We start from the raw sequence: 12,881 nt of genomic DNA on the forward strand, positions 1-12,881 counted from the left end.
GTGCAGCATGGATTTTGATTTTAACTGGATACTGGTTCCGGCAACGCTGATTTTCTTCGGCATTTGGTTGTTAGACAAGTTGGTGTTGAAACAATATCAACAGTTGAAAGAAAAGAAACAGGCTGCATTGCAAGCGGATCAGAACATCCAGCAGCAACAACACAATTTTGAACAAGTCAAATCGAAATATCCACAGTTGACCTTGTCAGAGTCTGTCACCAGCCCGGATGATCCAGTCGATGTGACGCAAGCACGCGACCAACTCAGTCAAGCCAAAGGCGATGCGGTACGTGCGCATGCCACGCATGATGCGCATAAAGTCAATCCAATCATCAATTGGGCCTATGACTTTTGGCCTGTATTGGCAGTGGTTTTAGTGGTGCGTTCGTTCTTGTTTGAGCCATTTAATATTCCATCTGAGTCGATGAATCCGACCTTGGAAACGGGTGATTTTATTCTCGTGAATAAGTTCGCTTATGGCGTACGTTTGCCATTGGTAAACACCAAAATCATTGATACAGGTGCACCTGAGCATGGTGATGTGGCGGTGTTCCGTTATCCAGTTGATCCAAGTATCAGTTATATTAAACGTATTATTGGCTTACCTGGTGATACCATTTCTTATCAAAAAGGTGAGTTATTCATCAATGGTGAAAAGCAGTTTTCTCAAAAAGGTAATGAAGTCAATTTGCCTGTACATTATCAAGATGCATCGGGGCAACAACAAAAAATCATCGTGGATGCACAGCAGTGGGTGGTGAATATTGCATCACATCGATTTATCACGCAATATATCAAGGCAAGACAATCAGATGGCATTGCTCAGCAATTCATTCAGCAATACCAACAAAAAGCACCGCTATCACTTGAGCAAAATTGGGAAGTGACTGTACCAGAAGGTCAGTATTTTGCGATGGGTGATAATCGTGATCAAAGTGCAGACAGTCGCTATTGGGGATTTGTTCCAGAAGCAAACTTAACGGGGAAAGCGACCTATGTGTGGATGCATAAAGCACCGGGATTAAATTTACCGAGCTTTAAGCGCAATGGCAGTATTCCATAATCATTGCGATAGATCCGAGCACATGGGTCAATAATAAGGAATAGAGGTCAACAATGAAAAATCAACGTGGTGCATCATATTTAGGGATTTTCTTTGCTATCATTTTATTTGCTTTGGCAGCGAAAATCGCAGTAGCAGTTTGGCCAGCATATTGGGATGATCGTATTATCAATTCTCAAATTGAAGAAGCTTTAGCGACCTTGCCTAAAGATACAACGCAGAATAAGTTCAAACAAGATTTATCACAACGCTTAGAAATGAATAATATTCGTGATATTAAAGTTGATGATATTCTTCAAGTCACCAATACCGCAGGTCTTGCTGTGAAAAAAGACTATGAGGTACGTAAACCATTTTTGATGAATATGTCACTATTGATGACATTCCAAAAAGATTTTGATCAGAGGTCTGTAAGTACAGGTGAATGATCCACGTTTAATGTCGAGATTGGGTTATCAGTTTCGGCAGATTGATTTATTAAAGCTGGCGCTGACGCACCGCTCGGTGAGTCAGCGTCATAATTATGAACGCCTCGAATTTTTAGGGGATTCATTACTTGGTGCCATCATTGCACAGTATTTGTATGCTCGATTTCCCAAAGAGAAAGAGGGGAATCTGACACGTATGCGTGCCACACTAGTGCGTCAAGAGTCATTAGCCAAGATTGCCAAAGATCTACAACTCAGTAAATCATTGATACTCAGTACGGGTGAGTTGAAATCAGGCGGTCATCATCGTGAGTCAATATTGGCTGATGTGGTCGAGTCGATTCTTGGAGCGATTTACTTAGATAGCCAAGATTTTGATCAATTGCAACAGATCGTCTTGCAATGGTATGCGCCATATCTTGATCAGATTCAACCGACCGAACAACTGAAAGACCCAAAATCACGTCTTCAAGAGTGGTTGCAGGCACATAAGTTACCTTTACCGAAGTATGATGTGATCGATATACAAGGCGATGCGCCGAATCAGCATTTCACCATACTATGTGAAGTTGAAGGTATGGATGGTATGAAAGGTGAAGGAGCAAGTCGTCGATTTGCTGAACAAGCCGCAGCAGCGGAAATTTTAAAACGATTGGAGCAAGCCAAATGAGCACCGAAGATCAACACGCTTCTGGCGAACAAGACATTATTAATCAATTTTTTAATGATGAAAAAAAGCCGATTCCAAGTGATTTTCGTAGTGGATTTGTGGCGATTGTTGGTCGCCCGAATGTCGGTAAATCCACATTAATGAATCATTTGCTTGGTCAAAAACTTTCGATTACCTCTCGTAAACCACAAACCACACGCCATAAAATCATTGGTATTGATAGTCGTGAGCATATGCAAGCGGTCTATGTGGATACGCCAGGAATGCATAAAAAAGAAGTGCGTGCCATCAACAAAATGATGAACAAAGCAGCGCATTCGGCACTGCGTGATGTGAATCTTGTGTTGTTTGTGATCGACGGACAGAAGTGGACACAAAATGATGAGTTGGTCTTAGAAAAACTCGTCAACGCCAGCATGCCTGTGATTCTTGTCATCAATAAAGTAGATACTCTTGAAGACAAGAAGGCGATTTTACCGCTGATTGAGCAACGGACAAAGTTGATGCAATTTGCCGAGATCGTCCCTGTGTCAGCACTTCGAGGTTCAAACCTCGATCATTTGCGTGATACGATTGGTCAATATTTACCATTCTCACCGCCACTGTATGCGATGGATCAAGTCACCGATCGTTCTGAACGTTTCCTTGCCAGTGAGGTGATTCGTGAGAAAATCATGCGTCAGCTTGGTGAGGAGTTGCCATACGATCTGACGGTACAAATCGAAAGCTTTAAAATCGAAGAACCTGTTATTAATCCAAAAACAGGAAAATTAAAAGCAGCGTGTACGTATATTGATGCGACGATTTTTGTCGAGCGTCAGGGTCAAAAAGCTATCGTGATCGGTGATAAAGGCAAGAAGCTTAAACAAATTGGTATGGATGCACGTGCTGATATGGAAAAAATGTTTGAGCAAAAAATCATGCTCACGCTTTGGGTGAAAGTCAAAGGCGGTTGGTCTGATGATGAGCGTGCCTTGAAAAGTTTAGGCTATAGTGATATTTGATTTGAAGCCATATTTGTTCAGGAAAACAAGATGAAAGTTTCATTATTGTTGGTGTTTTTAAGTGTATTTGCACTGCAAGGCTGTATTCATAAAGTCGTGACTGTCCCAGTTAAAGTGGCTTACAAAACCACCAAAGGTGTGGCGAAGGGTACGGCAGCGGTTGCAGGTGCGGTGATTCCAGATGGCGATGATGAAGACGACAAGGAAAAAGATTAATTTTTCATATACTTGGGTTGTTGTGGCGCAGCAATCTATCTAGCGCAATGTATCCATTTGAATAATGTTCTATTGATTAGGAACTCTTGAGGTAATCAGCAAAGCCATGATGCGAAATCAATCCTTAACAGGCTTTGCGATTCATCAACGGCGCTATCGTGAGCGCAGTTATATTTTACATTTTTTTAGTGAAGAGTTTGGGCGTGTTGATGGTGTAACTCGTCAGCAACCGCCTGCGCTCTATCATCGAACTCAGCTTCAAGCAACTGGTAAATCAGAATTAAAAAACTTTAGCCAAATCGACGTTCAAGGTCAGCCTTTTTATTTGCAGCAAAAAGCCTTGTTTGCGGGGTTTTATCTCAACGAGATTTTATTAAGATTAATGCCACCCGAAGAACCAATGCCTGAAACTTATCAAGCTTATCAATCGACATTGGAACAGCTGAAAAATCTCTCAAAAGATGATCCCAAAGATATGCAATTGAAATTGATCTTGCGTCAATTTGAACAAGTGTTTTTGCAAGAACTTGGTTATGCGATCGACTTTAGCCAAGATGCCAATGGACAGGATATTGCGCCGATGGTGTATTATCAGTTTATCCCGCAAGAAGGTTTTGTGATTGGGCAATATGGTCAAAATTTCTTAGGGCAAGATTTATTGAACCTTGTACAAATCGAGCAAATCAACTCGGAAAATGTGAGCTTACTTGCTAAACTATATCGACTAATTCTGACGGAATTATTGGGGAACAAACCGCTAAAAAGCCGTCAACTTTGGGTGAGTCAATTGCATCAGAATTAATTTGCATAAGCATCATACGTCCAATTTTATGCGAAATCATTAATTCACATCGTTAATAGGATATTTTCATGGCAGCACTTTTAGGCGTCAATATCGACCACGTTGCAACACTTCGCCAAGCACGAGGCACGATTTATCCTGATCCTGTCAATGCGGCGTTGATTTGTGAGCAAGCGGGTGCGGAAGGCATTACCTTGCATTTACGTGAAGATCGTCGTCATATCCAAGATGCTGATGTCTATCGTATGCGTCCACTTTTAACCACACGCATGAATCTTGAAATGGCGGTGACTGAGGAAATGCAAGCGATTGCCCTTGAAGTGATGCCACAGCATGTCTGTCTCGTGCCTGAGCGTCGCCAAGAAGTGACGACTGAGGGCGGTTTGGACGTGGTCACACATTTTGAAAAAGTCAAAGCAATGACACAGGCTTTAGTTAAAGCAGGCATTGATGTGTCATTGTTTATTGATCCAGATGCGGCGCAGATTGATGCTGCAATCCGTTGTGGTGCACCGACCATTGAGATTCATACAGGCGCTTATGCTGATACGACAGGTGAAGCACAACAACATGAATTGACACGTATTCAACACGCCGTGCAGTATGCAGAAGGTCGTTTAATCGTGAATGCAGGGCATGGACTCAATTTGGAAAATGTCACGCCGATCGCAGCATTGCCACAGATTCATGAGCTAAATATTGGTCATGCCATTATTGCAGATAGTGTGTTTGTTGGCTTGGCGCAAGCGGTGCAACAGATGAAAGCTGCAATTCACGCTGCACGTTAATTCATTTTCCAAATTTCAATTAAATAGTTTTTCCTATGTCTGATGATTTAAAGCACGCCAATGATTTAAGCAGTCGTGGCTTAGACAACCTTATGCAACCTGTCTACGATTACCTCGGTTGTCGTACACCGCAGGCATGGTTAGATGCAGCGACTGAAAATTTAGAACTACTGATCCAAGATCATGCCAACTGTGAAAAGAAAGCGGCTGGTACTGCGATGAATCTGATGTTTCGCTATAGCTTTTTTACTGATTTGCAAGTCAAATTGGCACAATTGGTGCGTGAAGAAATGTTGCATTATGAGCAAGTGCTTGAGTTTATGGCGAAGCGTGGGCAGGCATGGAAAGCGGTGAGTGCAGGGCGTTATGCAGGTGGCTTACGGAAAGAGATTCGTACCTATGAGCCTGAGGCGTTGGTCGATATATTGATTATTGGTGCGTTTGTGGAAGCACGTTCTTGTGAGCGTTTTGCTGCTTTATCACCGATCGTGGATGAGGAGCTTGGGCGTTATTATCGTTATCTGCTCAAGTCCGAAGCACGACATTTTGAAGATTATTTAGCACTGGCAAAAGATGTGGCGACCACTGCCGAAATGAAAAATCCTGATGAAGACATTGCCCAGCGTATTGCACATATCCGACAAGTGGAAGCGGATTTAATTCAAAGTCCAGACAAACAATTTCGCTTTCATAGTGGCGTACCCGCTTGATTGTTTCAGTTGAAACCTTATCCTTTGTATGCTGAAAAATCAGTTTACAAATTAATGAATAAGGATTTTGCAAGCAAGCTGACTTTGTTTTAAAACTATTTAAATCGAATTTATTTTAGTGAGTTTAAATAGGGAGAGTTCAATCATGGCAGGATGGTTTGAAGTCGATAAGGCAAAAGACGGACAGTTTAAATTTGTGCTCAAAGCAGGTAATGCAGAGATCATTCTCACCAGTGAGCTCTACAAAACCAAAGCTTCTGCGATGAATGGTATTGCTTCTGTGCAAAAGAATAGCGGTGATGATGCACGCTTTGATCGTAAAGTAGCAAAAAATGATAAACCATATTTCAATCTGAAAGCGGCGAATCATCAGATCATTGGTACAAGCCAATACTATGCCAGTGAAGCATCACGTGATAATGGTATTGAATCTGTGAAAAAGAATGGTTCAAGTGAAACGATTAAAGATTTAACGGTATAATTTCCTGTAAAAAATATGAAAAAGGTTTCTACGGAAGTCTTTTTTATTTTAAAGGATAAATATGACAAAAACTTGGAATCGGTTTCAACTCGCACCAGCGATTGCGACGTTTATCATCATTAGCTTTCATATTTTATTTTTCTTAGATGATCCGCTTCAGTTTCTCATTGGCTCAATTACACCTTAAATTATTTTTCCGATGTTGGCGCTCATGTGTGTTGCATTGGTCGTGGGCTATGTGATTGGTATTATTCCTGCGTATTCGACTTCAAAAATATTTTATAAGTTGTTAGGTGATCCACAGGAAAATATGCATCGAAGTCACTATCTCAAGTGTGGTGCTTTGGCGACTTTGCTGTGGTCGCCGTTATTGATTTTGGTGTATATGGTATTCCGATTGTATTATTTCTTTTGATTGTAGTGCTTCCAACGACGCTAATTTGTGCAGAATTAGAATCGCAAGCAAGAAGAAAATCGGTACATGAATTAGAAAATTAATACGATGAGTATTGTCAAAAAACTGTCATCAATTGATCATGAAATGGTCAAATACCAAGTTTAATATCGCAGAATAAGAAAACCAACTTGGACAGATGAATGACCAATCAATCAGCAATTGTGCTGGATTATGCGCAAGCAAAGTTACAACAGAATAAAAATCAACAAAATGAGTCAAAGCTTCCTGCACGTAAGTTGCGTATTGCTATCGTCACTGAAACTTGGCCACCTGAGATTAATGGTGTATCCCTCTCCGTAATGCAACTCACCAAAGGTTTACAACGTCGTGGGCATAAAATTTTATTAGTTCGTCCACAGCAAAGTGAAAAGAATCACAGCTTCTACCCAGATCAAGAATGCGTGGTACGTTCGCAGTCGATTCCAAAATATCCGCAGATGCAATTTGGCTGGCCACAGATTTTTAAAATCGGTCAGGCACTGGATCAATTTAAAGCAGACATTGTGCATATCGTGACTGAAGGACCGCTTGGATTGGCAGCACTCAATCAAGCCAAACTGCGCAATATCCCGATTTCGAGTGGATTTCACTCGTCATTTCATGATTTTAGTCGTTATTTTGATATGGCATTTTTGGTTCGACCAGTACGTCAATATCTAAAATGGTTTCACAATCAAACTGATCTCACCCTTGTGCCAAGTGAAGATACGCGTCAAGTGTTAAAGGATGAGTTTGGGTTGCGTTGTCCGATGCGAATTATTAGTCGTGGTGTCGATAATCAGCGCTTTAACCGCAACTTGCGTAGTTCAGGTCTACGTCGTCAATGGCAAGTGGATGACAATACTACGGTATTGCTGTCGGTCGGACGAGTTTCCCCTGAAAAAGAAGTACCATTTATTCTTAAAAGCTATCAAGAACTAAAAAAACATCAACCACAACGTAAGCTAAAAATGGTCGTGGTCGGTGATGGTCCAATTCGTGAAGACCTAGAAAAACAATATCCCGATATAACCTTTATGGGTGCGCAGATGGGTGAAGCGTTGGCAATGTGCTATGCCAGTGCGGATGCGTTCTTATTTGCCAGTGAAGTCGATACCTTTGGCAATGTGGTACTTGAAGCCGTCGCTAGTGGATTACCTGTGTTGGCATACAACTATGCGGCACCTGCGTTGATGGTTGAACATGGTCGTACAGGTTGGTTGCTTCCTTTTGCGGACAAACTAGCATGGCAAAAGGCGTTGCTGAATTTACCATCGTTGAAAGACTTGGCGCGCATGGGACAGATTGCAGGGAATAAAGTCGGTGATTGTGGTTGGGATCGACCAGTTGCAGACTTTGAGGACGCATTATTACACTATGCGAAAAAACCAACCATGTACTTGCAGTTTTAAGTAATGTTTAGGAAGTCAAGAGTTCAGATTTGAAGATGAGATTAAAAATAAACCACGGTGCGATAAAAGCGTGATCGCACCATCAATATGAAAAACAGTCAATATTTATTGACATCAATACTAGGAGTAGTCGCATGAATAAAATGAAAATTGCGCAAAAAGCGATACTAGATTGGGATTTGAGAGGTTGTGTTTACCTCAATCATTGGTCGTCACATCAGTATGTGGCAAAGTTATTTAAAGCGGTAAGTCGTCTTGGTGATGGCGCATTTTGGTACATCATGCTTGCCATCGTCTGGGGCATGAATGGCTTGGCTTACTTTAATCAAGTGATCTATATTGTCCTTGCAGGCAGTATCGGGACGCTGATTTATAAACTCTTAAAACGTCATACGGTACGTCCCCGACCATATCAGGTGCATCAAGTGATTAGTTTGGGCGAGCGACCATTAGACCACTTTAGCTTCCCATCGGGACATACTTTGCATGCAGTTTTGGCATGTACGGTGCTTGGCAGTATTGAGTCGGTGTTGTTGGCGATCATGTTGCCATTTACCATTTTGGTTGGCTTATCTCGGATGATCTTGGGCTTGCATTATCCGACGGATGTGATCGTTGGAGCGAGTATAGGTTTCGTGGTGGCAATGTTGACTTTGTGGTGTGCGCCATTCTTAGGTATTGTGCTTTAAGCCATGTGAGCCAATCCATCAAATCATCAAGATAAAAAGTGAATCACTGGTTTGATGAAGCTTGTTTTGATGTGGGATAAACATTGCGTCTGCGCTGAATTTTGTTAAAGTAGCCTGCATTGATCTCGTAAATTAACTTTGTATATAGAAATAAAGGCTAAGCTATGGCACTCCGTTGGACAGATTCGATTGATATTGCGATTGAGCTTTATGAAGCGCACCCAGATGTCGATCCGCAATATATTCGCTTTACCGATTTGCATGCTTGGATTTGTGCATTACCTGACTTCGAAGATGATCCAAACAAATCCAGTGAAGGTATTTTAGAAGCTATTCAAATGGCATGGATTGACGAAGCACGTTAATTACATTGGTGAAAGCCTTTCGTGCCAGATGACGCAATGATACATCTGCATTTTGTCGAAAAAGTACAGGCTGAGGCAAAATCAGGACAATTGGCACTATATCTTGCGCCCATCGCTCGTATATAATGCGCCAAATTTTTCGTTTTTATTATCTAGTTCTTAGACATTTAAGGAGCCAATCATGGCGATTGAACGTACTTTATCTATCATCAAACCTGATGCTGTAGGCAAAAACCACATCGGTGACATTGTTGCACGTTTCGAAAAAGCTGGTCTCAAGCCAGTTGCAATGAAATACAAGCAGCTTTCTCAAGCTGATGCGGAAGGTTTCTACGCAGAGCACAAAGAACGTGGTTTCTTCAATGACTTAGTTGCATTCATGACTTCTGGTCCTGTTGTTGTATCTGTACTTGAAGGCGAAAACGCTGTACTTGCACACCGTGAAATTTTGGGTGCAACAAACCCTAAAGAAGCGGCTCCTGGTACAATCCGTGCAGACTTTGCGGTAAGCATCGACGAAAATGCTGCTCACGGTTCTGACTCAGTTGCATCTGCTGAGCGTGAAATCGCTTACTTCTTTAATGCAGACGAGATTGCAGCTCGTACGCGTTAATTCGATCGGGATGGTGTTTGTATAGTGCGTCTTGCCTAGCAAACAAATCTCATCGTGATAAAGCTAGATCAGTGTTATACTTATCTAGCTTTTTTGTTTTTCACTAGGGTAAACGGTGAAAAACGGATATAATTTGCGCCCTCGATTTATCCTTCAATATTTTTATTGATCACTTTCATTTATCGCTCCTCATATTGCATGGCAGGTTTTGCATGAACACAGCTCAATCTATTTCTACGCTTGCGCAAGATGCGACTGTGCAGAAAAAAATGGTGCAGGATCAAGCTGTATCAAAAACAGTGCAAACGAATTCCTCAAAAGCCAATTTGTTGGGTATGACACGTGCTGAGCTAGAAGCTTTTTTTGAAAAAATCGGTGAGAAGAAGTTTCGTGCAGGACAGGTGATGAAATGGATTCACCAGTTTGGCGTGACTGATTTTGAAGAAATGACCAATATTTCAGGCAAACTTCGGGAAAAGCTGGTCAATATTGCAGAAATTCAAGCGCCTGAAGTGGTGCATCGTCACTATTCCAAAGACGGCACACGAAAATGGGTATTCCGTGTAGGCGATGGTGAGGGCTCTTTGGTTGAAACAGTTTTGATTCCTGCCGAAGACAAAACAGGCGCACGTAAAACCTTATGTATTTCATCACAAGTAGGCTGTGCATTAGATTGTTCATTTTGTTCAACGGGCAAACAAGGCTTTCAACGTGACTTAACCCCTGCGGAAATCATTGGTCAGCTTTGGGTGGCAAATCAATCTTATATGGAAGACGTGCCTGTTGGTGATCGTACTCGCACCGTGACCAATGTGGTGATGATGGGTATGGGTGAACCATTACTGAATTTTGATCCAGTGGTTGCGTCGATGTCGTTGATGCTTGATGACTTTGCCTATGGCATGTCTAAGCGTCGTGTGACTTTATCGACTTCGGGTGTGGTGCCGATGATTGATAAGTTGGCTGCGACCATCGACGTTGCATTAGCGATTTCACTGCATGCGCCAAATGATCCACTGCGTAATGAGCTTGTACCGATCAATAAAAAGTATCCGCTAGAGCAATTGATCGCAGCTTGCCAACGCTACTTGGCAAAAGATGGTAATGAAAGTAGTCGTAAGCACATTACCATTGAATATGTCATGCTCGATGGTGTGAATGACAAACCTGAGCATGCGTTACAATTATTAAAACTATTAAAAGATTTACCAAGTAAAATCAATTTGATTCCGTTTAATCCATTTCCACATGCGCCTTATGGACGGTCGAGTCGCAATCGCATTATGGCATTTCAAAAAACTTTGTCAGATGCAGGATTTGTCTGTACCATTCGTCAGACACGTGGCGACGATATTGATGCAGCATGTGGTCAGTTGGTGGGGCAAGTTGCAGATCGGACACGTCGTGCTGAGAAATGGAAGCAGAAAATTGCCAGTCAGCACAATGAAATTTTAAGAACACAAAGTGATTCATAACGCATTGATATGATGGAAATGTGAGTCACAAGCGATGAAAATATTGAGGTCTTTGTTTGAATGATGGTTACTCGTTTTAACCCAAAGGGACAAACAGTATTAAAGTCTACATTAGGTGCGGTTGTTATCAGTGCTTTGATCGTGATGTCTGGCTGTGTAACCACGACACCTGCGACCCGACTTGGGGAGAAAGATCCTGAAAAAGCAGTACAACTGCGCACACAACTGGCGGCAGAATATATCCGTACAGGTGAGTTGGATAAAGCCAAACAAGAGCTTGATCAGGCGTTAAATACAGATTCACGCTCTGTCGAAGCCAATTTGATGATGGGTGTCTTGCTACAGCAAGAAGGTAGCCCGACCAATATGGCAAAAGCAGAAGAGTACTTTAAACGTGCAATTTCCATTGATGGGACCCATGCCCAATCACGAAATAACTATGGAACGTACTTGTATCTTCGTGACCGTTATCCTGAAGCGATTGCACAGTTCAAGGTGGCAGGGGCGACCTTAGGCTATACACAGCGTTATGCAGCACTTGAAAATTTGGGTCGTACCTATCTTAAGGTCGGTGACAATGCCAATGCGGAACAAGCCTTTACCCAAGCCTTGCAAGCAAATCGTGACTCATTGATTGCACGCTTGGAGCTTGCAGAATTGCTTTATTTCCAGCAACGCTTTACATTGGCGGGGCAGATGTATGAAGATTATATCCGCTACACAGGGCAGACCAATCAAGGCGCGCGAGCACTTTGGATAGGTTTGCGTCTAGCACGAGCTCGTCATGATGATTTAGGCATGCAGGTTCTTGCCAATCAATTGCGTGCACAGTTTCCTGATAGTCAGGAATATAAACGATATTTAGAGTTAAAACAGAGTTCTGAGGCGGTATGGAAATAGATACGAATACACCCAAAAATAGTTCTTCTAAGCCTTCGAGCATAGGCAGTGCACAGCGTCCGGGTGAATATTTGCGTCAAGTTCGCATGTCGCAAGGAAAAGAGCTGTCTGAAGTAGCACAAGAGCTAAAGATTTCGGAAAAGCAGTTAGTGGCATTAGAAAAAGATGATTATCAGTCTTTGCCACAAGCGCCTTTTATCAAAGGCTATTATCGTGCTTATGCAAAGTTTCTCAACGCAGATGCTACAGCACTGATTCAACGCTTTGATGAAATATACAGCACTGATACAGGCTTAACTTCAAGTCATACCTTAAAAGATTCTCCGATTAAGTCGATGGGACGTCTGACTCGTGGCAAACGCCGTGGCTCAAATACGTGGCTGAAACGTATTGTCTTATTGCTATTGATCATTGCGGTGGTGTGGGGACTTTGGTCGTTAGTTTCAAAATGGATGAGTAAGAATAATCAAACTCAACCTGTAGATAATGCAAATGGCGTAGAAATCATTGAATTTGATTCAGCAGGTGTGGGTGCGACCACAGCATCGGGTACTGGTGATCAGTTGCTATTGGATTTTATTCGCCCAACGTCAGTGATGATCCAAGACGCATCGGGCAATACTTTGGCGCAAGGTCGTCAAAGTGAAAGTTTGACATTATCAGGACAGGCACCTTTTAGTATTCGCCTTGATGATGCACAAGCTGTAAAACTCAAATTAAATAATGAAGATATCGCATTAACTAGCTATACCAATGCGAGCGGTTCTGCTGACTTTAGATTGTCACCATAATTGTGAACAATACAAAGCGTCATTTGTGAGAAGGTAAG

17 protein-coding genes and 2 pseudogenes are annotated in these 12,881 nt (G+C 42.1%); all 19 read left to right on the forward strand.

Annotation, left to right across the window (positions count from 1 at the left end; all coding sequences use genetic code 11):
* Positions 1-7: 7 nt before the first annotated feature.
* A pseudogene (locus MKI79_RS11730) lies at positions 8-94 on the forward strand (signal peptidase I); the annotation flags it as partial.
* A gap of 234 nt (positions 95-328) precedes the next feature.
* Positions 329-1,063 (forward strand): annotated as a pseudogene (gene lepB, locus MKI79_RS02680) (signal peptidase I); the annotation flags it as partial.
* A gap of 53 nt (positions 1,064-1,116) precedes the next feature.
* On the forward strand, positions 1,117-1,491 hold the full coding sequence (locus MKI79_RS02685; RefSeq protein WP_241570524.1) for a DUF4845 domain-containing protein: 375 nt from the start codon (positions 1,117-1,119) through the stop codon (positions 1,489-1,491).
* Positions 1,492-1,501: 10 nt separating this feature from the next.
* Positions 1,502-2,161, forward strand: a complete 660-nt coding sequence (gene rnc / locus MKI79_RS02690) for a ribonuclease III (RefSeq protein ID WP_241570583.1) — start codon at positions 1,502-1,504, stop codon at positions 2,159-2,161.
* Positions 2,158-3,165: a GTPase Era gene (era, locus tag MKI79_RS02695; protein ID WP_241570525.1), complete on the forward strand. Its 1,008-nt coding sequence runs from the start codon at positions 2,158-2,160 to the stop codon at positions 3,163-3,165. Before rnc ends, era begins: the two co-directional genes overlap by 4 nt.
* 30 nt (positions 3,166-3,195) lie before the next feature.
* Positions 3,196-3,381: an NF038104 family lipoprotein gene (locus MKI79_RS02700; RefSeq protein ID WP_241570526.1), complete on the forward strand. Its 186-nt coding sequence runs from the start codon at positions 3,196-3,198 to the stop codon at positions 3,379-3,381.
* 106 nt (positions 3,382-3,487) lie between these two features.
* Positions 3,488-4,183 (forward strand): DNA repair protein RecO, encoded by a 696-nt coding sequence (recO, locus tag MKI79_RS02705; protein WP_241570527.1) that lies wholly within the window; start codon positions 3,488-3,490, stop codon positions 4,181-4,183.
* A gap of 68 nt (positions 4,184-4,251) precedes the next feature.
* Positions 4,252-4,971, forward strand: coding sequence for a pyridoxine 5'-phosphate synthase (gene pdxJ, locus MKI79_RS02710; protein ID WP_241570528.1), 720 nt, complete (start codon positions 4,252-4,254; stop codon positions 4,969-4,971).
* 35 nt (positions 4,972-5,006) lie between these two features.
* On the forward strand, positions 5,007-5,681 hold the full coding sequence (gene miaE / locus MKI79_RS02715) for a tRNA-(ms[2]io[6]A)-hydroxylase (RefSeq protein ID WP_241570529.1): 675 nt from the start codon (positions 5,007-5,009) through the stop codon (positions 5,679-5,681).
* Between the two features lie 145 nt (positions 5,682-5,826).
* Positions 5,827-6,162, forward strand: a complete 336-nt coding sequence (locus tag MKI79_RS02720) for a YegP family protein (RefSeq protein WP_241570530.1) — start codon at positions 5,827-5,829, stop codon at positions 6,160-6,162.
* Positions 6,163-6,223: 61 nt separating this feature from the next.
* The gene (locus tag MKI79_RS11650; RefSeq protein ID WP_274619060.1) at positions 6,224-6,349 is read left to right on the forward strand and encodes a hypothetical protein; all 126 of its coding nucleotides are present in this window, start codon (positions 6,224-6,226) and stop codon (positions 6,347-6,349) included.
* Between the two features lie 24 nt (positions 6,350-6,373).
* The gene (locus tag MKI79_RS02725; protein WP_241570531.1) at positions 6,374-6,577 is read left to right on the forward strand and encodes a hypothetical protein; all 204 of its coding nucleotides are present in this window, start codon (positions 6,374-6,376) and stop codon (positions 6,575-6,577) included.
* Positions 6,578-6,759: 182 nt separating this feature from the next.
* Positions 6,760-8,010, forward strand: a complete 1,251-nt coding sequence (locus tag MKI79_RS02730) for a glycosyltransferase family 4 protein (RefSeq protein WP_241570532.1) — start codon at positions 6,760-6,762, stop codon at positions 8,008-8,010.
* Positions 8,011-8,144: 134 nt separating this feature from the next.
* On the forward strand, positions 8,145-8,699 hold the full coding sequence (locus MKI79_RS02735; protein ID WP_241570533.1) for a phosphatase PAP2 family protein: 555 nt from the start codon (positions 8,145-8,147) through the stop codon (positions 8,697-8,699).
* A 164-nt stretch (positions 8,700-8,863) separates the two neighbouring features.
* Positions 8,864-9,064 carry a Fe-S cluster assembly protein IscX gene (gene iscX / locus MKI79_RS02740; protein WP_241570534.1) on the forward strand — a complete coding sequence of 67 codons (201 nt, stop codon included), beginning with the start codon at positions 8,864-8,866 and terminating at the stop codon, positions 9,062-9,064.
* 181 nt (positions 9,065-9,245) lie between these two features.
* Positions 9,246-9,677, forward strand: coding sequence for a nucleoside-diphosphate kinase (gene ndk / locus MKI79_RS02745; protein ID WP_241570535.1), 432 nt, complete (start codon positions 9,246-9,248; stop codon positions 9,675-9,677).
* 269 nt (positions 9,678-9,946) lie between these two features.
* Entirely contained in the window at positions 9,947-11,152 is a 1,206-nt protein-coding gene (gene rlmN, locus MKI79_RS02750; RefSeq protein ID WP_322111809.1) for a 23S rRNA (adenine(2503)-C(2))-methyltransferase RlmN, read from the forward strand.
* A gap of 60 nt (positions 11,153-11,212) precedes the next feature.
* The gene (gene pilW, locus MKI79_RS02755) at positions 11,213-12,052 is read left to right on the forward strand and encodes a type IV pilus biogenesis/stability protein PilW (protein WP_274619061.1); all 840 of its coding nucleotides are present in this window, start codon (positions 11,213-11,215) and stop codon (positions 12,050-12,052) included.
* Entirely contained in the window at positions 12,043-12,843 is an 801-nt protein-coding gene (locus tag MKI79_RS02760; protein WP_241570536.1) for a helix-turn-helix domain-containing protein, read from the forward strand. Before pilW ends, MKI79_RS02760 begins: the two co-directional genes overlap by 10 nt.
* Positions 12,844-12,881: the final 38 nt, after the last annotated feature.

This window comes from Acinetobacter sedimenti (genome assembly GCF_022601685.1).
In the GTDB taxonomy this organism is placed as follows: Bacteria; Pseudomonadota; Gammaproteobacteria; order Pseudomonadales; family Moraxellaceae; genus Acinetobacter; species Acinetobacter sedimenti.

Coding starts and splice junctions, on each gene's coding strand:
- MKI79_RS02685 (WP_241570524.1), top strand. CDS start 1,117: ATGAAAAATCAACGTGGTGCATCATATTTAGGGATTTTCTTTGCTATC.
- rnc (WP_241570583.1), top strand. CDS start 1,502: ATGTCGAGATTGGGTTATCAGTTTCGGCAGATTGATTTATTAAAGCTG.
- era (WP_241570525.1), top strand. CDS start 2,158: ATGAGCACCGAAGATCAACACGCTTCTGGCGAACAAGACATTATTAAT.
- MKI79_RS02700 (WP_241570526.1), top strand. CDS start 3,196: ATGAAAGTTTCATTATTGTTGGTGTTTTTAAGTGTATTTGCACTGCAA.
- recO (WP_241570527.1), top strand. CDS start 3,488: ATGATGCGAAATCAATCCTTAACAGGCTTTGCGATTCATCAACGGCGC.
- pdxJ (WP_241570528.1), top strand. CDS start 4,252: ATGGCAGCACTTTTAGGCGTCAATATCGACCACGTTGCAACACTTCGC.
- miaE (WP_241570529.1), top strand. CDS start 5,007: ATGTCTGATGATTTAAAGCACGCCAATGATTTAAGCAGTCGTGGCTTA.
- MKI79_RS02720 (WP_241570530.1), top strand. CDS start 5,827: ATGGCAGGATGGTTTGAAGTCGATAAGGCAAAAGACGGACAGTTTAAA.
- MKI79_RS11650 (WP_274619060.1), top strand. CDS start 6,224: ATGACAAAAACTTGGAATCGGTTTCAACTCGCACCAGCGATTGCGACG.
- MKI79_RS02725 (WP_241570531.1), top strand. CDS start 6,374: ATGTGTGTTGCATTGGTCGTGGGCTATGTGATTGGTATTATTCCTGCG.
- MKI79_RS02730 (WP_241570532.1), top strand. CDS start 6,760: ATGACCAATCAATCAGCAATTGTGCTGGATTATGCGCAAGCAAAGTTA.
- MKI79_RS02735 (WP_241570533.1), top strand. CDS start 8,145: ATGAATAAAATGAAAATTGCGCAAAAAGCGATACTAGATTGGGATTTG.
- iscX (WP_241570534.1), top strand. CDS start 8,864: ATGGCACTCCGTTGGACAGATTCGATTGATATTGCGATTGAGCTTTAT.
- ndk (WP_241570535.1), top strand. CDS start 9,246: ATGGCGATTGAACGTACTTTATCTATCATCAAACCTGATGCTGTAGGC.
- rlmN (WP_322111809.1), top strand. CDS start 9,947: ATGGTGCAGGATCAAGCTGTATCAAAAACAGTGCAAACGAATTCCTCA.
- pilW (WP_274619061.1), top strand. CDS start 11,213: ATGATGGTTACTCGTTTTAACCCAAAGGGACAAACAGTATTAAAGTCT.
- MKI79_RS02760 (WP_241570536.1), top strand. CDS start 12,043: ATGGAAATAGATACGAATACACCCAAAAATAGTTCTTCTAAGCCTTCG.